Origin of the sequence: Enterobacter sp. 03-F-07-AD-ECC (assembly GCF_047530935.1) — a bacterium.
In the GTDB taxonomy this organism is placed as follows: Bacteria; Pseudomonadota; Gammaproteobacteria; order Enterobacterales; family Enterobacteriaceae; genus Enterobacter; species Enterobacter cloacae.
The window spans coordinates 114,685-138,220 of the sequence record NZ_JBLKBZ010000005.1 but is presented as its reverse complement, the minus strand read 5'-3'; the positions used below and the strand labels follow the sequence as shown (position 1 = coordinate 138,220).

At 55.4% G+C, this 23,536-nt stretch carries 21 protein-coding genes; 9 read left to right on the top strand and 12 right to left on the bottom strand.

Translation table 11 applies throughout. The features are described from left to right. Positions 1 to 95: 95 nt before the first annotated feature. From prc to ACMWKA_RS10035, 3 genes are all read right to left on the bottom strand, one after another. Positions 96 to 2,144, bottom strand: a complete 2,049-nt coding sequence (gene prc, locus ACMWKA_RS10045) for a carboxy terminal-processing peptidase (protein WP_013096119.1) — start codon at positions 2,142 to 2,144, stop codon at positions 96 to 98. A 19-nt stretch (positions 2,145 to 2,163) separates the two neighbouring features. Further along, on the bottom strand, positions 2,164 to 2,850 hold the full coding sequence (gene proQ, locus ACMWKA_RS10040) for an RNA chaperone ProQ (RefSeq protein WP_020690828.1): 687 nt from the start codon (positions 2,848 to 2,850) through the stop codon (positions 2,164 to 2,166). Between the two features lie 96 nt (positions 2,851 to 2,946). Then, the gene (locus ACMWKA_RS10035) at positions 2,947 to 3,444 is read right to left on the bottom strand and encodes a GAF domain-containing protein (protein WP_023620459.1); all 498 of its coding nucleotides are present in this window, start codon (positions 3,442 to 3,444) and stop codon (positions 2,947 to 2,949) included. A 132-nt stretch (positions 3,445 to 3,576) separates the two neighbouring features. On the opposite strand from ACMWKA_RS10035, the gene yebS reads away from it, so the two are divergent. The 4 genes from yebS (at position 3,577) to ACMWKA_RS10015 (ending at position 9,326) form a co-directional block, all read left to right on the top strand. Then, complete coding sequence (gene yebS / locus ACMWKA_RS10030) at positions 3,577 to 4,860, top strand: membrane integrity lipid transport subunit YebS (RefSeq protein ID WP_038984489.1); 1,284 nt, start codon at positions 3,577 to 3,579, stop codon at positions 4,858 to 4,860. After that, on the top strand, positions 4,829 to 7,462 hold the full coding sequence (locus tag ACMWKA_RS10025) for a PqiB family protein (RefSeq protein ID WP_038984487.1): 2,634 nt from the start codon (positions 4,829 to 4,831) through the stop codon (positions 7,460 to 7,462). Before yebS ends, ACMWKA_RS10025 begins: the two co-directional genes overlap by 32 nt. 76 nt (positions 7,463 to 7,538) lie before the next feature. After that, complete coding sequence (gene rsmF, locus ACMWKA_RS10020) at positions 7,539 to 8,981, top strand: 16S rRNA (cytosine(1407)-C(5))-methyltransferase RsmF (protein WP_048972804.1); 1,443 nt, start codon at positions 7,539 to 7,541, stop codon at positions 8,979 to 8,981. Positions 8,982 to 9,086: 105 nt separating this feature from the next. After that, positions 9,087 to 9,326 (top strand): YebV family protein, encoded by a 240-nt coding sequence (locus ACMWKA_RS10015; protein ID WP_013096113.1) that lies wholly within the window; start codon positions 9,087 to 9,089, stop codon positions 9,324 to 9,326. A gap of 33 nt (positions 9,327 to 9,359) precedes the next feature. Here the strand turns inward: ACMWKA_RS10015 and pphA are convergent, their stop codons facing one another. Beyond that, complete coding sequence (gene pphA, locus ACMWKA_RS10010) at positions 9,360 to 10,004, bottom strand: protein-serine/threonine phosphatase (RefSeq protein ID WP_020690824.1); 645 nt, start codon at positions 10,002 to 10,004, stop codon at positions 9,360 to 9,362. 166 nt (positions 10,005 to 10,170) lie between these two features. Between pphA and ACMWKA_RS10005 the strand changes: the two genes are divergently transcribed. Further along, positions 10,171 to 11,112, top strand: a complete 942-nt coding sequence (locus ACMWKA_RS10005) for a VirK/YbjX family protein (protein WP_020690823.1) — start codon at positions 10,171 to 10,173, stop codon at positions 11,110 to 11,112. 405 nt (positions 11,113 to 11,517) lie between these two features. On the opposite strand, the gene ACMWKA_RS10000 is transcribed toward ACMWKA_RS10005, so the two are convergent. From ACMWKA_RS10000 to yobA, 3 genes are read right to left on the bottom strand one after another with little or no spacing between them, the layout of a single operon-like run. Then, complete coding sequence (locus ACMWKA_RS10000) at positions 11,518 to 11,856, bottom strand: YebY family protein (RefSeq protein ID WP_013096105.1); 339 nt, start codon at positions 11,854 to 11,856, stop codon at positions 11,518 to 11,520. 16 nt (positions 11,857 to 11,872) lie between these two features. Continuing rightward, the gene (copD, locus tag ACMWKA_RS09995) at positions 11,873 to 12,742 is read right to left on the bottom strand and encodes a copper homeostasis membrane protein CopD (protein WP_248066040.1); all 870 of its coding nucleotides are present in this window, start codon (positions 12,740 to 12,742) and stop codon (positions 11,873 to 11,875) included. Between the two features lies 1 nt (position 12,743). Beyond that, positions 12,744 to 13,115, bottom strand: coding sequence for a CopC domain-containing protein YobA (gene yobA / locus ACMWKA_RS09990; protein WP_020690820.1), 372 nt, complete (start codon positions 13,113 to 13,115; stop codon positions 12,744 to 12,746). Between the two features lie 137 nt (positions 13,116 to 13,252). Between yobA and ACMWKA_RS09985 the strand changes: the two genes are divergently transcribed. The 3 genes from ACMWKA_RS09985 to exoX all read left to right on the top strand — a co-directional run bounded on the left by ACMWKA_RS09985 (position 13,253) and on the right by exoX (position 14,929). Further along, a complete protein-coding gene (locus ACMWKA_RS09985; protein ID WP_013096102.1) occupies positions 13,253 to 13,483 on the top strand; it encodes a DNA polymerase III subunit theta in 231 nt (76 codons plus the stop codon). 109 nt (positions 13,484 to 13,592) lie between these two features. Next, a complete protein-coding gene (locus tag ACMWKA_RS09980; RefSeq protein ID WP_284155929.1) occupies positions 13,593 to 14,243 on the top strand; it encodes a carbon-nitrogen hydrolase family protein in 651 nt (216 codons plus the stop codon). A 23-nt stretch (positions 14,244 to 14,266) separates the two neighbouring features. Continuing rightward, a complete protein-coding gene (gene exoX, locus ACMWKA_RS09975; RefSeq protein ID WP_020690817.1) occupies positions 14,267 to 14,929 on the top strand; it encodes an exodeoxyribonuclease X in 663 nt (220 codons plus the stop codon). Here the strand turns inward: exoX and ptrB are convergent. After that, positions 14,926 to 16,986, bottom strand: coding sequence for an oligopeptidase B (gene ptrB / locus ACMWKA_RS09970; protein ID WP_020690816.1), 2,061 nt, complete (start codon positions 16,984 to 16,986; stop codon positions 14,926 to 14,928). The genes exoX and ptrB overlap by 4 nt on opposite strands. Positions 16,987 to 17,071: 85 nt before the next feature. Continuing rightward, complete coding sequence (locus ACMWKA_RS09965) at positions 17,072 to 17,719, bottom strand: tellurite resistance TerB family protein (RefSeq protein ID WP_020690815.1); 648 nt, start codon at positions 17,717 to 17,719, stop codon at positions 17,072 to 17,074. 170 nt (positions 17,720 to 17,889) lie between these two features. On the opposite strand from ACMWKA_RS09965, the gene purT reads away from it, so the two are divergent. Further along, complete coding sequence (gene purT / locus ACMWKA_RS09960; protein ID WP_058678590.1) at positions 17,890 to 19,068, top strand: formate-dependent phosphoribosylglycinamide formyltransferase; 1,179 nt, start codon at positions 17,890 to 17,892, stop codon at positions 19,066 to 19,068. A 42-nt stretch (positions 19,069 to 19,110) separates the two neighbouring features. Here the strand turns inward: purT and kdgA are convergent, their stop codons facing one another. The 3 genes from kdgA to zwf all read right to left on the bottom strand — a co-directional run bounded on the left by kdgA (position 19,111) and on the right by zwf (position 23,313). After that, positions 19,111 to 19,752: a bifunctional 4-hydroxy-2-oxoglutarate aldolase/2-dehydro-3-deoxy-phosphogluconate aldolase gene (gene kdgA, locus ACMWKA_RS09955; RefSeq protein ID WP_029882310.1), complete on the bottom strand. Its 642-nt coding sequence runs from the start codon at positions 19,750 to 19,752 to the stop codon at positions 19,111 to 19,113. Between the two features lie 39 nt (positions 19,753 to 19,791). Beyond that, positions 19,792 to 21,603 (bottom strand): phosphogluconate dehydratase, encoded by a 1,812-nt coding sequence (gene edd / locus ACMWKA_RS09950; protein ID WP_061772747.1) that lies wholly within the window; start codon positions 21,601 to 21,603, stop codon positions 19,792 to 19,794. Positions 21,604 to 21,837: 234 nt separating this feature from the next. Continuing rightward, a complete protein-coding gene (zwf, locus tag ACMWKA_RS09945) occupies positions 21,838 to 23,313 on the bottom strand; it encodes a glucose-6-phosphate dehydrogenase (protein WP_014832396.1) in 1,476 nt (491 codons plus the stop codon). Between the last annotated feature and the right edge of the window lie 223 nt (positions 23,314 to 23,536).

Genomic DNA, 23,536 nt, shown 5'->3' with positions numbered 1-23,536 from the left:
ACCAGAAAGACACAACTTTACACAATTGGAAATCTGCCTGACGGAAGGATGCAGAACAAAAAGAAACAGGCACAATTTCTTGTGCCTGTTGGGGATTATTTTGCCGGAGCAGGTTGCTCGGCGGGCCTGGCTTTTTCGAGTTTCGCCAGGTCAAGAGCGATATGTACCGTCTCGTCCAGGTACGGATCCGGCTCCTGGTAATCTTTTGGCAGATCGTCCAGTTTCTTGAGCAACGGTTTACCTTCACGTTTGAAGCGATCGTTGATACGCGCCAGACGCGTTGCGTCATCCTCATTGTTCTCTTTCTCACGCTGAGCGTAGTTAAGAGAAACAATATTCCGTTTTTCTTTCAGGGCATTAAAGCGGGCAATGTCCTTCATGATGTACTGGAATTCAGGATCTTTCGCGATGCGTTCGTTGTGGTCTTTCAGTAGCTCCGGACCAAACTGGGTCATATCACCGGCTTTCACGTAAGTCGCGGCATTGATGCTATCCCACGGCAACGCGTTATCTTCAAACTTCTCACCGGTTTCCGTCTCTTCCGTGCCTGTCGGCATCATGATGTCTGGCGTCACGCCCTTACGCTGCGTACTGCCGCCGTTCACACGATAGAATTTCTGAATGGTGTACTGAACAGACCCCAGCGCAGGCCATTCCGGACGCAGCATCTGATCGTAAATACGATTCAGGGAACGATACTGCTGCACGGTACCTTTACCGAACGTCGGCTCACCCACGATCAGCGCGCGACCATAGTCCTGCATTGCAGCGGCAAAGATTTCTGACGCTGACGCACTGAAGCGATCGACCAGCACCACCAGCGGGCCTTTGTAGTAAACCACGCCATCATTGTCGGCATCTTCACGCACTTTACCGTTGTTATCGCGCACCTGCACGACCGGACCAGACGGGATAAACAGGCCAGACAGAGAGACAGCTTCTGTCAGTGCACCACCGCCGTTGCTGCGCAGATCGATGATCACGCTGCTGACGTTCTGCTTCTCAAGCTTCTGCAGCTGCACTTTTACGTCATCGGTCAGCCCTACGTAGAAGCCAGGGATATCAAGTACACCCACCTTCTCTTTACCAACGGTTTTCACCGACATTTTCACCGCGCGGTCTTCAAGACGAATACGCTCGCGGGTCAGGGTTACGATACGGGTTTTGGTGCCTTTCCCGGCAGGCAGAATTTCAAGACGAACTTTGCTGCCTTTCGGACCTTTGATCAGCGCAACCACATCGTCCAGACGCCAGCCGATGACATCAACCATGTTCTGCCCGGTTTGGCCTACACCGACAATGCGATCGCCTACGCTTATCGCTTTGCTTTTTGATGCCGGGCCACCCGCAACCATGGAGTTGATCACCGTGTAATCGTCGTCCATCTGCAGCACCGCGCCGATACCTTCCAGAGACAGGCTCATTTCGGTATTGAACTGTTCGGTGTTACGCGGGGAGAGATAGTTCGTGTGCGGGTCGATTTCGTGGGCAAAGGCAGTCATTGCCAGCGAGAAAACATCTTCGCTGTTGGTTTGTGCCAGACGACGAATGGCAAACTTGTAACGGCGCGTCAGCGTGTCACGGATCTCTTTCTCATCTTTGCCAGTGAGCTTGAGGCTCAGTTCGTCGTACTTCACTTTGCTGTCCCACAGGGCGTTCAGCTCGGCTTCGTCTTTCGGCCAGGGCGCTTTACTGCGGTCCAGATTAAAGGTGTCATTGCCGGTGAAGTCCATCGGACGTTCCAGCACTTTCAGCGCATATTGATAACGTTCAAAGCGGCGCTTTTGTGCCAGATTATACAGATCGTAGAACAGATCCAGCTTGCCGGAACGCAGCTCATCACCGACGTCGGATTTACGTTTGGCGAACTGCTCGACATCGCTGGCGAGCAGTACGTTATGGCTGTAATCCAGCAAGTTCAGATAGCGGTCGAAGATTTTGGCCGAAAAGGCCTGATCGAGATCGAACTGACGATAGTGCGAACGGGTGAAGCGTGACGTCACACGCTCGCTCACCGTCGCGTGCTGCGTCTCTTCCTTGAGAACCGGAATTTGATCAACACGCGTAATATCGTCCACTGCGAAAGCATGGCCTGTTATGGCAAACAGGCCCGCCAGCGCGGTGAGCTTAAAAAAAGTGTTCATGCCAGGCTTGGCCTCCGTTTCAGAACAACAAGTGTTCTGCGCGTACAATCATTGACATACCAGAAGTCAGCTGTACACGAACGCCATCTTTGGTGATTTCCATAACGGTGGCGTCCATTGCATTGTTACCCGCTTTTACCTTCAGTGCCTGACCGACGCTCAGGGCGTTGATGTCTGAAACCGGAGTGTGGCGCTGCTCTTCACGAGGCGCGCGCGGGGCTTTAGCTGCTGGTTTGTCAGCACGCGGTTTGCGATCGTTATTTTCGGTGCGACGCGGTGCAGGACGCGGTTTACGCTCACGGCGAGGCGCTTCTTCCTGGCCGTTTGCCGCAGCGGCTTCACGTTTTTTCGCCTGCTGTTCTGCACGTTGTGCCTGAACGCGTGCTTTGGCTTCTTCAAGCTGCTTACGCGCATGCTCGACGTGCTGCTCGTCCAGCTCACCACAGGGGTTGCCGTCAAGATCCACGCGAGTCGCGCCCGGTTTGATACCGTACAGGTAACGCCAGCTCGAAGTATAAAGACGTAAGGCGGAACGCAGCTGAGTTTTGCTGAGGTTCATTTCCCCCTCAACGCGTGCTACCAGATCCTGAAAAATACCGACTTTCAGGGGACGAGCTTCGCCTTCAGCGCTGAAGCACTGTGGGAAACGCTCGGCCAGAAATGCGATAACTTCTTTACTGCTATTCAACTTAGGTTGATTTTCCATGAAATTTCCTGATTACAACGGACGTTGCCAACAAGCGCAGGCATGAACAGGCGTCATTATAATGACGCTATCAGTAAATGCTACGTTATCCGTTGATTATCCTGCGACGCTCGCAAAGAATTTTTGATAATCGGTTGCTGCAAGAACGTTTTCCAGATTCGCCACCAGCTCGCGCAGCCCCTGTTCGTCCTCGATTGTAAAGCGACTGAAGACCGTACTGTCGATGTCCAGAACGCCAATAATCTGATTTTTTACCACCAGCGGCAGCACGATTTCAGAATTACTGGCGGCATCACAGGCAATGTGCCCGTCAAACGCATGCACATCTTCCACACGCTGTACCTGATTCTCGGCGACTGCCGTGCCGCAGACACCCCGGCCTACCGGAATGCGCACGCAGGCCAGTTTGCCCTGGAACGGCCCCAGCACCAGCGTTTCACCTTCCAGAAGATAAAAACCGGCCCAGTTCACGTCAGAGAGATGTTCAAACAGCAATGCGCTAGTATTTGCCAGAGTGGCTAAGAAGCTGGTTTCACCCGCCATCAATGCCTTAAAATCGCGGTTCAGATCCGCGTAGAATTCTGTTTTGTTCATTCTTTAATCACTTAGTTGTCTTACAAAATTACCGCATAGCCTATTAAAATAAGCATTAAATGCGCTCATGCTCAAGATGAATCCATTCATGAGTTATTATAACTTTCAACAATACCTATTTGTGCGCAACTGATGGCCTTAAAAACAACCAAAATCACGCCGACAAAAAAGATAACTGTCCATACGGTAAGCGCAGCTTTGCCTCGTGCACATTATCAGCGTTGCCCCCAGTGCGATACGCTTTTTATGTTGCCGAAGATGAAATCGCACCAAAGCGCCTTTTGTCCCCGCTGCGACGCCAAAATTCGTGACGGCCGCGACTGGTCATTAACCCGTCTCGCCGCCATGGCGGTCACCATGCTGCTGTTGATGCCCTTTGCCTGGAGCGAGCCGCTGCTGAAGCTCTACCTGCTCGGCGTGCGCATCGATGCCAACGTGCTGCAGGGGATCTGGCAGATGACGCGCCAGGGCGATCCGGTGACCGCAGCCATGGTGCTTTTCTGTACCGTTGGTGCACCGCTGGTGCTGGTCGCCGCCATTGCGTATCTCTGGTTCGGTAATATTCTCGGCATGAACCTGCGCCCGGTGTTGCTGATGCTCGATAAACTCAAAGAGTGGGTGATGCTGGATATCTATCTGGTGGGCGTTGGCGTGGCCTCCATAAAAGTGCAGGACTACGCGTTTCTGCAACCGGGCGTCGGCCTCTTTGCTTTTATCTGTCTGGTATTGCTCAGTATCCTGACGCTGATCCATCTCAACGTTGAGCAGCTCTGGGAGCGATTTTACCCGCAGCGCCCCGCCACGCGCCCGGACGAGAATCTCCGGGTCTGTCTGGGCTGCCACTATACCGGGCTCCCCGATGCGCGCGGCCGCTGCCCACGCTGCCATATTCCCTTGCGACTGCGGCGCAACAACAGCCTGCAAAAATGCTGGGCCGCCCTCATCGCCTCGTTGATATTCCTGCTTCCTGCCAACATGTTGCCGATATCGATTATTTACGTGAATGGCGGGCGGCAGGAGGATACCATCCTCTCGGGCATTATCTCCCTTGCGCACAGTAATATTGGCGTGGCGGCAATTGTGTTTATCGCCAGTATTCTGGTGCCGTTTACCAAAGTGGTGGTGATGTTTACCCTGCTCATCAGCATTCACTTTAAATGTGAGCAAGGCTTACGTACCCGTATCCTGCTCCTGCGCTTCGTTACCTGGATTGGCCGCTGGTCGATGTTGGATCTGTTCGTGATTTCGTTGATGATGTCGCTGATTAACCGCGACCAGCTACTTGCTTTTACAATGGGACCCGCAGCTTTTTATTTCGGCTCTGCGGTGATATTGACTATTCTTGCTGTGGAATGGCTGGATAGCCGCTTACTTTGGGATGCACATGAGTCAGGAAACCCCCGCTTCGCCGACTGAAGCGAGAATTAAAACAAAACGCCGCATTTCGCCATTCTGGTTGCTGCCTGTCATCGCCCTGATGATTGCAGGCTGGCTTATCTGGACGAGCTATGAAGATCGCGGAAGTACCATCACCATTGATTTCCAGTCTGCCGACGGCATTGTGGCCGGACGTACCCCGGTGCGTTTCCAGGGGGTGGAAGTCGGTACCGTCCAGGATATCTCCCTTGGAAAAGGGCTGAATAAGATTCAGGTGCGGGCCAGCATCAAATCTGATATGCAGGACGCGCTGCGCAGCGAAACACAGTTCTGGCTGGTCACGCCAAAGGCCTCTCTGGCCGGGGTGTCCGGTCTGGATGCGCTGGTTGGCGGGAACTATATCGGCATGATGCCGGGTAAAGGTGAGCCACAGGATCACTTTGTGGCGCTTGATACGCAGCCCAAATATCGTCTCAATAACGGGGATCTGATGATCCACCTGCAGGCGCCGGACTTGGGGTCACTCAACAGCGGCTCGCTGGTGTACTTCCGTAAAATCCCGGTGGGCCGGGTGTACGATTACGCCATCAACCCCAACAAGCAGGGGGTGACTATCGATGTGTTAATCGAGCGTCGCTTTACCAATCTGGTGAAAAAAGGCAGCCGTTTCTGGAACGTTTCCGGCGTGGATGCTGACCTAAGCCTCAGCGGTGCGAAAGTGAAGCTTGAAAGTCTGGCCGCGCTGGTCAATGGTGCCATTGCCTTTGACTCCCCGGAAAATTCCAGCCCTGCCGCCGCAGATGACACGTTTGGCCTGTATGCCGACCTGGCGCACAGCCAGCGTGGCGTGATCGTCAAACTTGCCCTGCCCGATGCCAAAGGGTTAAAAGCCGGTTCTACGCCGCTGATGTATCAGGGTCTGGAGGTCGGTCAGCTCACCAAAATGACGCTCAATCCGGGCGGTTCCGTAACCGGGGAGATGACGGTTGACCCAAGCGTGGTAGATCTTCTGCGCGAGAAAACGCGTATCGAAATGCGCAGCCCGAAACTGTCCCTGAGTGATGCCAGCATCAGCAGCCTCCTGACAGGCAGTACCTTCGAGTTGATCCCCGGCGAAGGCCAGCCCAGCAACACCTTTGTGGTTGCCCCGGCGGATAAAGCCCTGCTGCAAAAACCCGGCGTAGTGACAATAACGCTGAACGCGCCGGAAAGTTACGGTATCGAAGCTGGTCAGCCGCTGATCTTACACGGTGTACAGGTAGGCCAGGTGCTGGAGCGGTCGTTGTCGGAAAACGGTGTAAGCTTCTCCGCTGCAATCGATCCGCAATACAGCAATCTGGTGCATGGCGACAGCAAATTCGTGGTTAACAGCCGCTTAGACGTGAAGGTCGGGCTGGACGGCGTTGAATTCCTCGGAGCCAGTGCGAGCGAGTGGGTGAACGGCGGGATCCGCATTCTGCCGGGCAGCAAAGGTCCCGTTCGCGACAGCTATCCGCTGTATGCCAATCTGGATAAAGCGATTGAAAACAGCATGAGCGATCTGCCGACCACCACGCTGACGCTGAGTGCGGAAACGCTGCCGGACGTTCAGGCAGGCTCAGTCGTGCTGTATCGCAAGTTTGAAGTTGGGGAGGTCATCACCGTTCGCCCTCGTGCAGACGCCTTTGATATTGAACTGCACATCAAGCCGGAGTATCGCAAACTGCTTACCCCGAACAGCGTCTTCTGGGCAGAAGGTGGCGCAAAAGTTCAGCTTAACGGTAGCGGACTGACCGTGCAGGCCTCCCCGCTCTCGCGCGCGCTGCGCGGGGCGATCAGCTTCGATAATCTGCCCGGCGCGGGCGGCAATATGCGCAAGGGTGACAAGCGTATCCTCTTCCCGTCTGAAACCGCTGCACGTGCGGTTGGCGGGCAGATTACCCTGCACGCCTTCGATGCCGGAAAGCTGGCGGAAGGAATGCCTATCCGCTACCTGGGCATTGATATCGGACAGATCCAGAAGCTGACGCTGATCACCGCCCGCAATGAAGTGCAGGCCACCGCGGTGCTTTATCCGGAATATGTGCAGACGTTTGCCCGTTCAGGCACGCGTTTCTCCGTGGTGACGCCGCAGATCTCGGCCGCGGGCGTTGAGCATCTCGACACCATCCTGCAGCCGTATATCAACGTCGAGCCTGGCCGTGGCAACGCGCGTCGTGATTTTGAACTGCAGGAAGCCACCATCACCGACTCGCGCTATCTTGATGGTCTGAGCATTGTGGTGGAGGTACCGGAAGCCGGCTCGCTTAGCATCGGCACGCCAGTCCTGTTCCGCGGTATTGAAGTAGGAACGGTGACCGGCCTGACGCTCGGCACGCTCTCCGACCGCGTGATGGTGGCGTTACGCATCAGCGATCGTTACCAGCATCTGGTACGGAATAACTCGGTGTTCTGGCTGGCCTCTGGCTATTCGCTGGACTTCGGCCTGACGGGCGGCGTGGTGAAAACCGGTACGTTCAACCAGTTTATTCGCGGCGGTATTGCTTTCGCCACGCCGCCGGGTACACCGCTGGCGCCGAAAGCACAGCCGGGCAAACACTTCCTGCTGCTCGAAAGCGAACCTAAAGAGTGGCGTGAGTGGGGAACCGCCCTGCCGCGTTAATCTCAGGGCTCCGGTGTCAACGCGCCGGAGCCTTTATGTTACACTGCGCACCTGAACTTTTCCCTGTGGTGTGCCCGTGGCTCAAAACTCCGTATATCTTCCTGAACAATTCCTCGCGCAGATGCGCGAGGCGCTTCCTTCTCACCTCTCGTTAGACGATTTTATCGCCGCCTGTCAGCGACCGTTACGCCGGAGTATTCGCGTCAACACGCTGAAAATCAGCGTCGCGGATTTCCTTGCGCTGGTATCACCTTACCACTGGCAGCTCACGCCCGTTCCGTGGTGTGAAGAGGGTTTCTGGATCGAACGGGAGGACGAGGCGTCACTGCCGCTGGGCAGTACCGCCGAGCATTTGAGCGGTCTGTTTTATATTCAGGAAGCCAGCTCAATGCTGCCGGTTGCTGCGCTGTTTGCCGATGGCAACACGCCTGAACGGGTCATGGATGTGGCTGCCGCCCCCGGTTCAAAAACCACGCAGATTGCCGCCCGCATGGCTAACCGCGGGGCCATTCTCGCCAATGAGTTTTCAGCCAGCCGCGTGAAGGTGCTGCATGCCAACATCAGCCGCTGCGGCATTCAGAATGTCGCCCTGACGCATTTCGACGGACGCGTGTTTGGTGCCGCCCTGCCGGAAGCGTTTGACGCCATCCTGCTGGACGCCCCCTGCTCCGGTGAAGGCGTGGTACGTAAAGATCCCGATGCGCTAAAAAACTGGTCAGTTGAAAGCAACCTCGACATTGCCGCAACGCAGCGCGAACTGATCGACAGCGCGTTTCATGCCCTTCGTCCAGGCGGTACGCTGGTTTATTCCACCTGCACGTTAAACCGTGATGAAAACGAAGACGTCTGCCTGTGGCTGAAAGCGCAATACCCCGATGCGGTTGAGTTTCTGCCACTGAATGACTTATTTGCCTCTGCTGAAGACGCCATCACCCCGGAGGGTTTCCTCCACGTATTCCCGCAGATTTATGACTGCGAAGGTTTTTTTGTCGCCCGTCTGCGTAAAACTGCCGCCATCGCACCACTGCCCGCGCCAACATTTAAGGTCGGTAATTTCCCCTTCACACCGCTGAAGAGCCGTGAAGCAGAGCAGGTCACCACCGCAGCCCGCAAAGCCGGACTGAACTGGAATGACGATCTTCACCTCTGGCAGCGCGATAAAGAGATTTGGCTTTTCCCGGCGAACATCGAACCGCTTATCGGCAAAGTTCGTTTTTCCCGAATCGGGATCCGCCTGGCGGAAGTGCATAACAAGGGCTATCGCTGGCAGCACGAGGCGGTCATTGCCCTTGCCGGCACGTCTAACACCTTCGCATTGACGCATCAGGAAGCTGAAGAGTGGTACCGGGGGCGCGATGTGTATCCGGAAACGGCCCCTTCTCAGGATGACGTTGTGGTGACGTACCAGGGATACCCGCTGGGACTGGCAAAGAAAGTGGGTTCGCGTCTGAAAAACAGCTATCCACGCGAACTGGTGCGCGATGGTCGCCTGTTTACCGGTAACGATCGCGCCGACTAAAAAAAGCGCACTTTTTTACTGGCGATTTTGCTCTCCTTGTCTACGATCAAAAATGGATGGCTGTACTGGTCATACCAGATTTTGACAACACACCCGGAGAGCATTATGACGAAAACCAGCGTGCGAATTGGCGCTTTTGAAATCGACGACGCAGAATTGCGCGGCGAAACCCAGGGCGAACGAACGTTAAGTATTCCCTGCAAATCCGACCCGGATTTGTGTATGCAACTGGATGCCTGGGATGCCGACACCAGCGTTCCGGCAATCCTTGATGGCGAACATTCCGTCCTTTACCGCGAGCATTACGATAGTAAAACCGATGCCTGGGTCATGCGTCTTGCCTGACCAGAGAGAACCCGCCCGAAGGCGGGTTATTTATTACTGCAACTGCGCCAGCGTGAAATAGCCGTCAAACACCGCGCCGGTATCAATGTAGTGCAGGTTGTCAAAATCATATCGCTTATCCAGCGGCGTATGACCAAACCAGAAGTGATCCGCCCCGCGAATTCCCTGCCCTTTTCCTGCCATAAACCCCATTAGCCGATCCCGATCCCACAGCACCCGCTCAGCGCTCACCGGCTGCTGCCAGCGATATTCCGCTGCCGGATAGTCAGCATGAGCAATGACATTCAGGCCGTTTGTGCAGGTTATCTCAATAATCAGCGGCAACTGTCGGCACGCTTCTAACAGGGTCAGCGCCTGCTGCTGTTGCGAATCATCAAGCTGCGAGAACCAGCTTCCACCATTCATCAACCAGAGCGCAAAGTCGTTATTTTCCACGCTGTCGATTGCCATTTGCTCATGGTTCCCCCGGACTGCGCGAAACCATTTTTCATTGATCAGTTGCAGGCACTTAACGCTGTCAGGGCCACGATCAATCAAATCCCCAACGGAGATCAGCAAATCCTCATAAGGATTAAAACGGCGGCGTTTCAGTTCGTCCAACAGCCACTGATAGCAACCGTGTATATCGCTCACAACCCAGACGTGACGCCACTTTCCACCATCGATTCGCTGATACATAAGGCCTCCCTGAATAAGTATAGCCGCATCAGAAAATGCAAATATCAGCGCCGGGCATCACAAAGCCAAACAAACGCTAAACCAAACGGAAATAAACCTTCCCGCGCTATTAATCCCTTTTTATCGGGCCTTTAAAATAAGCGCTAAATAAAAGAGAGGTTTCAACGTGTCCAATACTCACCTGCATAACGATGTGCTCTATCCGCATCGTACACATATTATTTCCGACCTGGTCAACGGAAGATGCGTTCCGGGCCCCATCTGGAAAAAGCGTGAGTATCGGCTGAAATTCCTGTTACGCTCGCTTCTGTTCTGGTCTTCTACCCGACGCATGCTTGAGGCACTTTCTGGCCGGGATGACTTCGATCGGTTACTGGCCGCGCAAATCACGTTACCCAGTAAAACCCACCGCCAGTACTTGATGCGCGGCCTGAATGCCGGCGACCGTGCTGACGCGATCGTCAGCCACTACCACTGGATTGATGGTCTGAAAGACCCCTTACTCGCCCATGCGCTGACCAGCCCTCAGGAGCAACCTGTCGTGCAGTTCAGGGCTAAAAATGAGGTGCTCTATACCGTCAACGCCTCCTCCGCTCACAAAGCCGAGCGCGAAGGTGAAAGCACACTGTGGCTGCGCGATGACGAGAATACCTTACTCGCAAGCCTGACCTTCACTGTTGCACATAGCGCGGGACAACGGGTACTGGTGATTGGCGGGCTTCAGGGGCCTCGCCGTGGCGTCACGCGCGATGTGATCAAACAGGCTACCCGCGCCTGCCACGGCCTGTTCCCAAAACGCGTACTGATGGAAGTGATTTTCCAGCTGGTCGCACAGTCAAACATCCGCGCCATCTATGCCGTCAGTGATGAGGGCCATGTTTTCCGCGCGTTGCGTTATCGCCTGAGCAAAGGCCGTCATTTCCACGCCAGCTACGATGAGTTTTGGGAAACCCTGGACGGTAAGAAACGCTCGACCTTCTGCTGGCAGTTGCCACTTGAGATGGCGCGTAAATCCCTGGACGAGATTGCCAGTAAGAAACGGGCAGAATATCGCCGCCGCTTTGAGCTGCTTGATGAAATTAAAACGGCCATTAACGCCCGCTTTTAACCCTGCGTCTTGCTTTTGCCAACCACATACAAAAATTTAACAAAACCGTCAAAAAGGGCAGGACTTCCGCCTGCCGTAGTGTGGTATGGTTGAAGGCGGTTCACTGGAAGTGTCCCTTCTGAGAGAGTCGATAAGTGGATTTTGTCGTTACTTTCAATCAGATAAAAAGAGACCGAATACGATTCCTGTATTCGGTCCAGGGAAATGGCTCTTGGGAGAGAGCCGTGCGCTAAAAGTTGGCATTAATGCAGGCTAAGTCGCCTTGCCTTTTAAGAATAGATGACGACGCCAGGTTTTCCAGTCCACAGCTAAAGCGGCCGGAAAAAAAGCGTCAAAACATCAATAAATATGAAAAACCGCAGTGCTTTCGCAAGCCACTGCGGTTTTTTTACTGGAAACCGAAAGCTAGCAGAGCTTGTCAGCGCGTTCGATAAACGGCGCCAGGCTCATTTTCTGCCCCGGGCTGGACGGGTCGTCAATCTGGATAACGCTGATAGGCTGTCCGCTGCTCTTACCGCTGGCGACCTGCTGTTCGGCCGCGTCGTTTAACGGGTATTGCACCAGCGTGCTTGGGTTGATGGCATACAGCGCATGACCCGGACGGCAGGTCAGCATCACCTCTTCACGATTGAACGCCCATTTATCCTTACCCACTTCAAAACGGCTGACGGTGATAACCTGTGGTGCCGCCAGCGCGCTACCCGTGCAGGCCAACAATAAGAGAGAAAGTACTGTCTTTTTCATAAGCTTTTTAACCTTGTCAAAAGGGTTCCCAGGTCGCGAACAGGCTGACCGTTGCCAGCACCAACGCCCCCAGCACCACCTCTGCCTGTGTCATTCTGATAAAAATCTGTTGTTCGCGCCCGATGTGGGCACCAAACCGTGGCACCAGAAAATACCGATTCACCAGTGCAATTACCACCATCAATGCCACCAGCGCACATTTGAACAACAATAGTTGCACGTAGCCCGTCTGCCAGGGCACCGTAATGCCCAGAATAAAGAGCCCATTGATCGCGCCGGTAAGCACGACCCCCGCTACGGCATAATGTCCCACGCGAGAGAAGCGCATCATGGTGTAAATTGCCGCAACCCGCCAGCGCCCTTTCGCCAGATGCATGCAATACAGCAGCGGCAGGAGGCCGCCAACCCAGGTGGCGGCACAGAGCAGATGCAGAGCGTGATTGATACGCTGCAACGCCCCCGCTGCACCGTCGTTCATTGCCGCATGCCCTACGCCTGCCAGCAGGACAAATTGCCCCATGGCGAGCAGCAAGAGTCGCGATCCTTTCTGGGGCGCAAGCCAGGCGACACAGGCCGCAATTGCACCCAGGATAATTTGCCACAGCCACACGCTACCAAACTGCGTTGCCAGCACGCTCTGCCAGACGTTCGGGTTAAACACGTCTCCCCAGCCGTTGCCCATGAGCCCGGCCTGGATCATGAACATCAGGAGCGCCGACAACAGACTGACCAGCGCCGCAATCTGCTGCTGCACCTGAAAACGACAGGACATCAGACGGTACAAAGAAGACGGCGCGAACCAGACGCTATACAGCGCATTACCAAAAATCAGCATCAGCGCGCCGAAATGGATAAAGCGCAACCCCACGTAGATGAAGGCCAGCATATTATTTCACGCTGAAGCGATAGCTGCCTTTGGTTTTGTGACCATCTACCGAGACCACATGCCAGTCAACCTGGTACGTGCCGGTCACCAGCGTCTGCTCCAGCGGAACATGGAACTGGGCCTTATTCTGCTCGTCACGCTGTATATCACCGGTTTTAACCACGTTCCCCTGTGCATCCTTCACCACGACACCGCTGAATCCGGGTTCAATGCCTTCGGAAAAATTCAGGGTAAGCGCCTGAGGAGCTGCTACCTGGCTATCGGCTGCCGGGATTTGCTGCTGGAGGTGCGCATGCGCCAGCACCGGGGTCGCTGTAACGGAAGAGAAGAGAAAAGCCAGCGCGCATACCGCGCGGGAAGCGGATAAACCCATCGCAATCATTCCTTTTTGTTATGCCTGTATGCTAAAGAATAACGCTGTATAATAATCGAGTCGAGGATCATCCCACCTCCGCTTGTCATCATCGTGCAATCGCGGTAACGTTGCCGCCGCATAAAAAGGAGAAGGTAATGAAGATCAATCTGGCTGCCCTTCCTCAGGACGAGATGGATAAAGTGAATGTCGATCTCGCTGCCGCAGGTGTCGCGTTTAAAGAGCGTTACAACATGCCAATCGTGGCTGAGGTGGTGGAACGTGAACAACCCGCCCATCTGCGTGACTGGTTCCGCGAACGTTTGATTGCGCACCGACTCGCGTCGGTCAATCTCTCTCGTTTGCCGTACGAACCTAAAGTTAAATAAGCTTAACGACTCGTTACACTTCCTTACGCGGAATATGCCAGGATAAGAAAACCCTGATTAGTTTAGGTGTATTCTTAAATCCTGCGACTCTGTGTATAAGGAAGTCACGATGTCACAATGGAATATTGCCGCCGCCCAGTATGCCGGGCAGCATCACAGTGTAGATGACCACGTAACGCACCACCTCCGTTTCGTTGCGGAAGCGGCACAACAGCGGTGCGATCTCCTGGTCTTTCCTGAACTCTCGTTAACAGGACCGGGAAGGACGGACCTACCTCCACCACCCGATGACGCACAGCTGACCCCCTTGCTGGCCGCCGCAAAGCGTTACCGGATCACCATCATTGCCGGTCTGCCCCTTGATCTGAATGGTCAGCGCGTAAAGGGCCTCGCCCTGTTTTCGCCATCCCGGCACAGCATCCTGCGCTACCCCCAGGGAAGCGGAGCCAGCCTGGTGCCGGGTGATAAACAGCTGACGATTGTTGATACGCATGCCGATTCCCCCAATCTGGATCCGCAGGCGACGCTATTCACCAGCTGTCAGTCCGTGGGCGATACCCGCTGGCGCCAGTCCATCAACACGTTGCAGCGCTTCGCGCACAGGTATGCCATTGCCGTGTTAATGGCGAACGCCCGTGGCGGTAGCGCGCTGTGGGATGAAAAAGGCCAGCTGATTGTCCGTGCGGATAAGGGCGAACTATTATTGACCGGATCTCTGGGCCGACAGGGTTGGCAAGGCGATATCATTCCTTTAGGCTAAGCGTTTTAGCTCAGGAGCGTTCAATGCTGCGCGTCATCGATACCGAAACTTGCGATCTTCAGGGCGGAATAGTGGAAGTGGCGTCTGTTGACGTCATTGACGGTAAAATCGTCAATCCCATGAGCCATCTGGTGCGTCCCGACCGCCCGATTAGCCCGCAGGCGATGGCTATTCATCGCATTACAGAATCGATGGTGGCGGATAAACCCTGGATTGAAGAGGTCATTCCGCACTATTACGGTAGCCCGTGGTATGTCGCGCACAACGCCAGCTTTGACCGCCGGGTACTGCCCGAGATGCCCGGCGAATGGATTTGCACCATGAAGCTGGCGCGTCGTCTGTGGCCGGGGATCAAATACAGCAATATGGCGCTGTATAAATCGCGTAAGCTCAGCGTCAGAACGCCCGAGGGGCTGCATCATCACCGCGCCCTGTACGACTGCTATATCACCGCGGCGCTACTCATAGATATTATGAATACCTCTGGCTGGACGCCGGATGATATGGCAACGATCACCGGGCGACCGGCGCTTATGACCACCTTCACCTTTGGCAAATACCGCGGCAAAGCGGTGTCCGATATCGCCGATAAAGATCCGGGCTACCTGCGCTGGCTGTATAACAACCTCGACAAAATGAGCCCGGAGCTTCGCTTAACGCTCAAGCACTATCTGGGTGAAGCTTAACTTCCGGCACGGCCTGGCAGCGTTTCCTGCGCCAGGCCAATCAAAAAGGCATACTCCAGCGCGACCCCTTCATACGATTTGAATCGTCCCGATTTCCCGCCGTGTCCGGAGTCCATGTCGGTACAGAGTAGCAGCAGGTTATTATCAGTTTTCAGCTCACGCAGCTTCGCCACCCACTTTGCGGGCTCCCAGTATTGCACCTGTGAATCGTGCAGGCCGGTGGTCACCAGCATGTGCGGATAGGCTTTGGCTTCCACGTTATCGTACGGGCTGTACTCTTTCATATAGCGGTAATAGATCTCGTCCTGAGGATTCCCCCACTCTTCAAACTCACCGGTCGTCAGCGGAATAGACTCATCCAGCATCGTGGTTACCACGTCGACAAACGGAACCTGCGCGATGACCCCTTTGAAGCGGTCAGGACGCTGGTTAATGGCCGCCCCCATCAGCAGCCCTCCCGCACTGCCGCCCATGCCAAAGCAGAGCTGCGGATCGCCATAACCCTGTTCTATTAGCGCATCGCAGACGTCGAGGTAATCGTTAAAGGTGTTTTTCTTCTTCAGGAATTTCCCGTCTTCGTACCAGTGCTGGCCCAGCTCGCCGCCACCGCGCACGTGAGCGATGGCGAAAACAAAGCCACGATCGAGCAGGCTTAATCTGCTGCTGCTGAAATCGGCATCCATGCTTGAGCCGTAGGATCCATACCCGTAGACCAGGATCGGGTTTTTCCCTTTCTGGAAATGCGCCTTGTGATAGACGAGCGAGACGGGCACCTCAACGCCATCCCGGGCGGTGACCCACAGGTGTTCGCTTCGGTAGTTATCGGAATCAAACCCTTTTACCTCAGACTGCTTAAGCACCTGACGTTGTCCGGTCTCCATGTCCAGCTCAAACAGCGTATCCGGCGTGGTCATTGACGAGTAGCCATAGCGCAAGCGGGACGATTCCGGCTCGGGATTAAACCCAATCCACGTAACATAGGCCGGATCGTCAAACGCAATCCCGATGACCTCCCGCGTTTTGCGGTTAATTTGCCGCAGGCTGGTCAGCCCCCGCTGGCGCTCTTCCACCACCAGCCAGTCGGTAAAGAGGGTAAATCCTTCCAGCATCACCTGTTCCCGCGCAGGAATGAGCACTTCCCATTTCCTTTCATCGCGTACTTTGGTTTTATAGAGGCCAAAGTTTTTGCCCTCGCGGTTAGAGCGCAGGTAAAAGCTGTGCTGGAAGTGATCCAGGCTGTACTCATGATCTTTACGACGCGGCAGGAAGCAGAGCGGCTGCGCATCAGGCAGCTCGGCATCCAGGAGCAGAACTTCAGAGGTGGTTGCGCTGGCGAGGAAGATAATCACATAGTGGCGTGACGACGTTTTATGCAGACTGACATAGAACGTTTCATCTTTCTCTTCGTAGACCAGCTCGTCATCATCCGCACTGGTGCCGACGGTATGACGCCATACCTGATAAGGCAGCAGCGTGGAGGCATGTTTCTTCACGTAGTAGACGGTTTCAGAATCATTCGCCCAGACAAAATCCGGCGAAACGTTCGCAATCATCTCCGGATACCAGTTACCGGTTTCCAGATTGCGAAAACGCAGGCCGTACTGACGCCGGGAGAGGTAATCTTCCGCCAGCGCCATAATGGCGTTATCGGGCGAGACCGACATGCCGCCCAGCGTATAAAACTCGCTGTGGGCAGCACGCTGGTTAGCATCCAGCAAAATATCCCATTCATCCCACTCGGCGCTTAACACCGACTGACGCTGGTAGATGGGATATTCGTTACCGGGCTCGTAGATATGGCGATAACGATAGCCGTTTTTGGTCCAGGGTGCGGAGACATCGCGCTGGGGAATACGCTGCACCATTTCATTCAGCAACTGATCCTGAAGCGCCTGCTGGCTGGCCATGACCTTACGGCCATAGTCATTTTCCGCGTGCAAATAGTCGAGCACCTCTGGCCGGGAACGCGAATCGTCCCGGAGCCAGTAATAGTTGTCAATGCGCGTATCGCCATGCGTGGTGATCGCATAAGGAGTACGTCGGGCTTTTGGTGGCATGTCATGTTTCTTTTGAGTTTTACACCCTATAAGGTTGGCAAAACACGCGCATGATGCAAGCGAAACATGACCGCGACGGTGACAGTTAACCCGCTAACGCCTGTTTTTGCTCCCTGATATCCTTCTCAATGCCGTCGCGCACGTCCTGAGGGATCTTCAACGCGTCGCCGAGGGCATTGAGGTAGCTGCGCTCCATAAAGTGGTCAATATCAATGGCGGCACAGCTTAAGAAATAGAGTTCAAGCGCCTCCTCCTCATTCTTTACGCTTTGCGCAAGGCGCTGCGGATCCAGCGGCTGTTCGATGGCCTGGGCCACCAGCGTTCTGCCCTGCTCTTCCACACCGGCCTCCCGCAGCTGCTGCTCAATCGCCGACCGTTCTTTATCGTCGATATGCCCGTCACTTTTCGCGGCAAAAACCAGCGCAAGGATCAGCCGTTCAGTGCGCAGATCCAACGGTGATGTGTGCTGACCATAATCGGGTTCATCGCTATGTGCGGTTCGTACTCTGTCCTTGTATTTATTCCACAGTACAGTCCCCGCAATGGCTCCGCCACCGGCCAGTAACGCGCCGGTGCCATATTTTGCCAGCAACTTGCGCGAGGATTTATTCGCCACCAGCAGGCCTGCCAGACCGCCGAGCGCCCCGGGGACCAGTTTGCTCAGCCCCTGTTCGCCGGATGGCGACGTTTTCTGCCCTAACAGTGATTGCAATTGATTTAACCAGCCAGACATGGTTTCCCTCACTTAACGGTGTACATGTTCCACAGCGTAAGCGAGCAGGCGTCAGGAAATGTCTGGCGGGGCTAAAGAAGCGCAAATTTCTTCCCCGCGCACGGGCCCCGATCAAGACACACGCAAACGTTTTCGTTTATACTGCGCGCAACTTTTTCAGGGGGATTGTTATGACTCGTTTAGGAACCGCGCTGCGACCTGCGGCGACGCGTGTAATGCTGTTGGGATCGGGTGAACTGGGCAAAGAGGTCGCCATTGAGTGTCAGCGTTTAGGCGTGGAAGTCATTGCCGTAGACCGGTACGCCGATGCACCCGCCATGCACGTTGCCCACCGTTCTTATGTGATTAACATGCTGGATGGCGATGCCCTGCGCGAGCTGATTACGCGTGAGAAACCGGATTTTGTCGTACCGGAAATCGAAGCCATCGCCACCGATACGCTGCTTGCCCTTGAACAGGAAGGCCAGCGCGTGGTGCCCTGTGCAAAGGCCGCGAAGCTGACCATGAATCGCGAAGGCATTCGTCGCCTGGCGGCGGAAGAGCTGGGATTACCCACCTCTGGCTATCGTTTTGCCGGCGATAAAGCTGCTTTCCTGCAGGCCGTTGAGGAGATTGGCTATCCGTGCATCATTAAGCCGGTGATGAGCTCCTCCGGTAAAGGGCAGAGCTTCATCCGCGACAGCAGCACGCTGGACAAGGCATGGGATTATGCCCAACAGGGCGGTCGCGCCGGAGCCGGTCGCGTGATTGTTGAAGGCGTGGTGAAGTTTGATTTCGAAATTACCCTCCTGACCGTCAGTGCCGTTGATGGTGTCCATTTCTGCGATCCGATTGGACACCGTCAGGAGGATGGCGATTACCGTGAATCCTGGCAGCCGCAGCAGATGAGTGCCCTGGCGCTGGCGCGCGCGCAGGAGATCGCCCGTAAAACGGTGCTGGCGCTGGGCGGTTACGGCCTGTTCGGCGTGGAACTGTTTGTCTGCGGTGATGAGGTGATTTTCAGCGAAGTGTCCCCTCGCCCGCACGATACGGGGATGGTGACCCTGATTTCCCAGGATCTCTCCGAGTTCGCCCTGCACGTGCGCGCGTTCCTCGGCCTGCCGGTTGGTGGTATTCGCCAGTATGGTCCGGCCGCCTCGGCGGTGATCCTCCCGCAACTGACCAGCCAGAACGTCACCTTTGACAACGTTGAAGGCGCGGTTGGGGCAGGTCTGCAGGTTCGCCTGTTCGGGAAACCGGAGATCGACGGTACGCGTCGACTGGGCGTGGCATTAGCCACTGGCAATAGCGTGGATGATGCCGTGGCAAGGGCGAAAGCTGCCGCTGCCGCGGTTAGCGTTAACGGATAAAAAAAACGGGCCTGATGGCCCGTTTTTCATGATGCGAGGTGCTTACTGCTTCGCGCCTTCAACCGCTTCGCGAGCCAGTCTGGTGATGCGATCCCAGTCGCCTGCTTCCAGGGCATCCGCCGGTACCAGCCAGGAGCCGCCGATGCACAGCACGCTCTTCAGCGCCAGGTAATCACGGTAGTTGGCCGGAGAGATGCCGCCCGTCGGGCAGAAGCGCACCTGAGAGAATGGACCCGCAATCGCCTGCAGCGCTTTGGTGCCGCCGTTGGCTTCTGCCGGGAAGAATTTGAACTCTTTCAGACCGTAGTCCATACCCAGCATCAGTTCAGAAACGGTGCTGATCCCCGGGATCAGCGGGATGGTGCCCTCGGTTGCCGCTTTTAACAGCGGCTCGGTCAGACCCGGGCTGATGGCAAACTGCGCGCCCGCTTCGGTCACTTCAGCCAGCTGTTTTGCGTTCGTAACGGTACCCGCACCAATGATGGCATCCGGCACTTCTTTAGCGATTGCGCGAATCGCGTCCATCGCGCAGGCGGTACGCAGGGTCACTTCCAGAACGCGAACGCCACCCGCAACCAGCGCTTTCGCCATCGGTACCGCGTGCTCCAGTTTGTTCACCACGATAACCGGCACAACGGGGCCAGTGGTCAGGATTGCTTCTGCACTTGTTTTCCAGTTTTTCATCAGAGTTTTCTCTCGCCAGATCGATAAAATCAAGTCGTCTTAAAACGTAATACAGGTTGCGCCCTGCTCCGCCCCGGAGAGTTTCTCACGCAGCGCGCCAAACATTTCGCGTCCGGTTCCCACGCGCGATGCGCTCAGGTCTGGAATATGCGGCTGACGGGCCGCCAGCTCGGCTTCGTCCACCAGCAGGGTTAACTCACCTGTCTGGCCATTGACGCGGATGATGTCGCCGTCACGCACCTTAGCCAGCAAACCACCATCATACGCTTCAGGCGTTACGTGGATGGCTGAAGGCACTTTACCTGAGGCACCCGAGAGGCGTCCATCGGTGACCAGTGCAATTTTGAAACGGCGGTCCAATAATACACCAAGTGGTGGCATAAGTTTATGTAATTCTGGCATCCCGTTCGCTTTGGGTCCCTGATGACGCACCACCACCACGCAATCCTTGTCGAGAAGGCCCGCATCAAAGGCAGGTAAAACATCATGCTGGCTCTCAAAGACCACTGCCGGGGCTTCAATCACCTGGTTCTCTTCCGGCACGGCAGAGGTTTTCATCACTGCGCGTCCCAGGTTGCCGCTCAGCACTTTCGTGCCGCCGTGGCGTGAGAACGGCTGTTCGAAGGTAGCAATGACCTGCGGATCAAGAGAGGCGCTCGCCCCATCACGCCAGTCCAGCTCACCGTTGTTCAGCCATGGCTCAAGGGTATAGCGATGCAGACCAAAACCCGCCACCGTGTTCACATCTTCGTGCAACAGACCGCCCTTGAGCAGCTCACGCATCAACACCGGTACGCCACCGGCGGCCTGGAAGTGGTTAATGTCTGCCGGACCGTTCGGATACAGGCGCGCCATCAGCGGCACCACGGAAGAGATGTCGGAGAAATCATCCCAGTTGATCAGGATGCCAGCCGCACGTGCCATTGCCACAAGGTGCATGGTGTGGTTGGTTGAGCCCCCCGTTGCCAGCAGGGCCACGATGCCGTTGACGATCACTTTCTCGTCGACCATTTTACCCAGCGGCATCCACTCGTTGCCGTTCCCGGTCAGACGCGTCACCTGACGGGCGGCGGCTTCGGTCAGAGCCTTGCGCAGCGGCGCATCGGGTTGAATGAAGGAGGAGCCCGGAAGCTGCATCCCCATAAATTCCACCACCATCTGGTTGGTGTTGGCCGTACCGTAGAAGGTACAGGTACCCGGCGCATGGTAAGAGGCGGCTTCCGCTTCCAGCAGCGCCTGGCGGTCTGCTTTACCTTCGGCATACAGCTGGCGGATACGCACTTTTTCTTTGTTTGGCAAACCGCTGGCCATCGGACCTGACGGCACAAAAATGGCCGGAAGATGACCAAACGACAGCGCCGCCATGGCGAGCCCCGGGACAATCTTATCGCACACGCCGAGGTACAGCGCGCCATCAAACATATTGTGAGAAAGACCGACCGCTGCAGACATGGCAATGACTTCGCGGCTCAGCAGCGACAGCTCCATCCCGTCCTGCCCCTGGGTCACACCGTCACACATGGCCGGCACGCCCCCCGCCACCTGGCCCACCGCATTCACGCTGTGCAGCGCTTTACGGATGATGTCCGGGTACACTTCGTACGGCTGATGCGCGGAGAGCATGTCGTTATAGGAGGTAATGATGGCGATATTGTTACGCAGCATGCTCTTTAATGAGGCTTTGTCTTCAGGCTGACAGGCGGCGAAACCGTGCGCCAGATTACCGCAGGCCAGCTGCGAGCGGTGTACGGTATTGGTCTTAGCCTGTTCAATGCGGGCGAGGTAGGCCGAACGGGTCTCTTTCGAGCGCTCGATAATGCGTTGTGTTACGCGTAACAATGTCGGATTCATAAAAGCTCCTCTAATTTATCTGTCCGGGCTCGGGAGTTTACAAAGTCGCTGGCAGTTGTTAACAACGCTGAAACGCTTGCTGTCCGGAGCTCAGGGGCAAAATCGCTTCCGGCAGTGTAATAAAAAAAGCCCCGCGGGTGAATCCACGCGGAGCTTAAAAGTATAAAAATTGTGCCACTAGCTGTGTTAGATCATGTTACCGGTAAAATAACACCTTCGGGCTAGAGGATTATCTTACTCAAACTCGTTCCAGGAGCGGCCATCACGGGTGATCATCGCCACGGAGGCGACAGGTCCCCAGGTGCCCGCCTGATACGGTTTTGGTGGATCCTGATCGGCAGCCCAGGCTTCGGTGATGGAGTCGACCCATTTCCACGCCTCTTCCACTTCGTCGCGACGCACAAACAGCGCCTGGATACCGCGCATGGTTTCCAGCAGCAGGCGCTCGTAAGCATCCGCCAGGTGCGTTTGATTGAAGGTCTCGGAGTAGCTCAGATCCAGTTTGGTGGTCTGCAGGTTATGTTTGTGATCCAGTCCCGGCACTTTGTTCAGGATCTGGATATCCACACCTTCATCCGGCTGCAGACGGATAGTCAGTTTGTTCTGCGGCAGCTCCTGCCACGACTCTTTGAACAGGTTCAGCTCAGGGTTTTTGAAGTAAACGACAACTTCAGAGCATTTGGCTGGCAGACGTTTACCGGTACGCAGGTAGAACGGCACACCCGCCCAACGCCAGTCATCGATATCCACGCGGATCGCCACGAACGTCTCGGTGTTGCTGGACTTGTTCGCGCCCTCTTCTTCCAGATAACCAGGGACTTTTTTGCCCTGCGCAAAGCCGGATGTGTACTGACCACGCACCGTCTTCTCGCGCACGTTAGAACGGTCGATACGACGCAGTGACTTCAGCACTTTCACCTTCGCGTCGCGGATGCTGTCAGCGGTCAGGTCTGATGGCGGAGACATGGCAATCATGCAGAGTACCTGCAGCAGGTGGTTCTGGATCATGTCACGCATCTGACCGGCCTGGTCAAAGTAACCCCAGCGGCCTTCGATACCCACCTCTTCGGCCACGGTGATTTCCACGTGGTCGATGGTACGGTTGTCCCAGTTGTTCACAAACAGGGAGTTGGCAAAACGCAGCGCCAGCAGGTTCAGTACCGTCTCTTTGCCCAGATAGTGGTCGATGCGGTAGACCTGGCACTCTTCGAAGTATTCGCCCACCTGGTCGTTGATTTCGCGGGAGGTAGACAGTGAGGTACCCAGCGGTTTTTCCATTACCACACGCGCAGGTTTGGCGTTCAGATTCGCTTCGCCCAGACCTTTACAGATGGCGCCGAAGGTGCTTGGTGGCATGGCGAAATAGTTGATGGTGACCCGGTTTTTCTGATCCAGCATCTCACCCAGACGGGTAAACGCGCTCACGTCGTTCACATCCAGATTGCAGAAATCGAGACGTCCGCTCAGGGTATCCCACAAACTTTCATCAATTTTCTCTTTCATGAAAGTTTCGAGCGCTTCACGCACGACTTTGGTGTATGCGTCCTTGTCCCAGTCGGCGCGCCCTACACCCAGGATACGGGTATCCGGATGAAGTTGGCCCGCTTTCTCCAGTTGATACAGGGAAGGCAGCAATTTTCGGCGTGCAAGATCGCCTTTCGCGCCGAAAATGACCAGGTCACATGCCTGGGCTGTTTGCGTTACCGCCATGTCATTCTCCTCAGTTGGATCACCTGGTGCTTCTGCCAGGTATCGTTGTAATTTTATTACAATGCACTGTACTGCTTTTACGTCATTCCCGAAACCATTAGCGCTTAACGTCGCGTGCGATACGGCGATTTTTCACCCCTTAAGAGGATTACGCTGGCCTGATGACGCAACAAGCGTCGATTCTTTGCGCAACACGGTCACAGTAAAACCCGACACCGATCAA

Bases quoted from the DNA above. Each gene is read 5' to 3' on its own strand.
- prc (WP_013096119.1), bottom strand. From the start codon at position 2,144: ATGAACACTTTTTTTAAGCTCACCGCGCTGGCGGGCCTGTTTGCCATA.
- proQ (WP_020690828.1), bottom strand. From the start codon at position 2,850: ATGGAAAATCAACCTAAGTTGAATAGCAGTAAAGAAGTTATCGCATTT.
- ACMWKA_RS10035 (WP_023620459.1), bottom strand. From the start codon at position 3,444: ATGAACAAAACAGAATTCTACGCGGATCTGAACCGCGATTTTAAGGCA.
- yebS (WP_038984489.1), top strand. From the start codon at position 3,577: ATGGCCTTAAAAACAACCAAAATCACGCCGACAAAAAAGATAACTGTC.
- ACMWKA_RS10025 (WP_038984487.1), top strand. From the start codon at position 4,829: ATGAGTCAGGAAACCCCCGCTTCGCCGACTGAAGCGAGAATTAAAACA.
- ACMWKA_RS10015 (WP_013096113.1), top strand. From the start codon at position 9,087: ATGACGAAAACCAGCGTGCGAATTGGCGCTTTTGAAATCGACGACGCA.
- pphA (WP_020690824.1), bottom strand. From the start codon at position 10,004: ATGTATCAGCGAATCGATGGTGGAAAGTGGCGTCACGTCTGGGTTGTG.
- ACMWKA_RS10000 (WP_013096105.1), bottom strand. From the start codon at position 11,856: ATGAAAAAGACAGTACTTTCTCTCTTATTGTTGGCCTGCACGGGTAGC.
- copD (WP_248066040.1), bottom strand. From the start codon at position 12,742: ATGCTGGCCTTCATCTACGTGGGGTTGCGCTTTATCCATTTCGGCGCG.
- yobA (WP_020690820.1), bottom strand. From the start codon at position 13,115: ATGGGTTTATCCGCTTCCCGCGCGGTATGCGCGCTGGCTTTTCTCTTC.
- ACMWKA_RS09985 (WP_013096102.1), top strand. From the start codon at position 13,253: ATGAAGATCAATCTGGCTGCCCTTCCTCAGGACGAGATGGATAAAGTG.
- ACMWKA_RS09980 (WP_284155929.1), top strand. From the start codon at position 13,593: ATGTCACAATGGAATATTGCCGCCGCCCAGTATGCCGGGCAGCATCAC.
- exoX (WP_020690817.1), top strand. From the start codon at position 14,267: ATGCTGCGCGTCATCGATACCGAAACTTGCGATCTTCAGGGCGGAATA.
- ptrB (WP_020690816.1), bottom strand. From the start codon at position 16,986: ATGCCACCAAAAGCCCGACGTACTCCTTATGCGATCACCACGCATGGC.
- ACMWKA_RS09965 (WP_020690815.1), bottom strand. From the start codon at position 17,719: ATGTCTGGCTGGTTAAATCAATTGCAATCACTGTTAGGGCAGAAAACG.
- purT (WP_058678590.1), top strand. From the start codon at position 17,890: ATGACTCGTTTAGGAACCGCGCTGCGACCTGCGGCGACGCGTGTAATG.
- kdgA (WP_029882310.1), bottom strand. From the start codon at position 19,752: ATGAAAAACTGGAAAACAAGTGCAGAAGCAATCCTGACCACTGGCCCC.
- edd (WP_061772747.1), bottom strand. From the start codon at position 21,603: ATGAATCCGACATTGTTACGCGTAACACAACGCATTATCGAGCGCTCG.
- zwf (WP_014832396.1), bottom strand. From the start codon at position 23,313: ATGGCGGTAACGCAAACAGCCCAGGCATGTGACCTGGTCATTTTCGGC.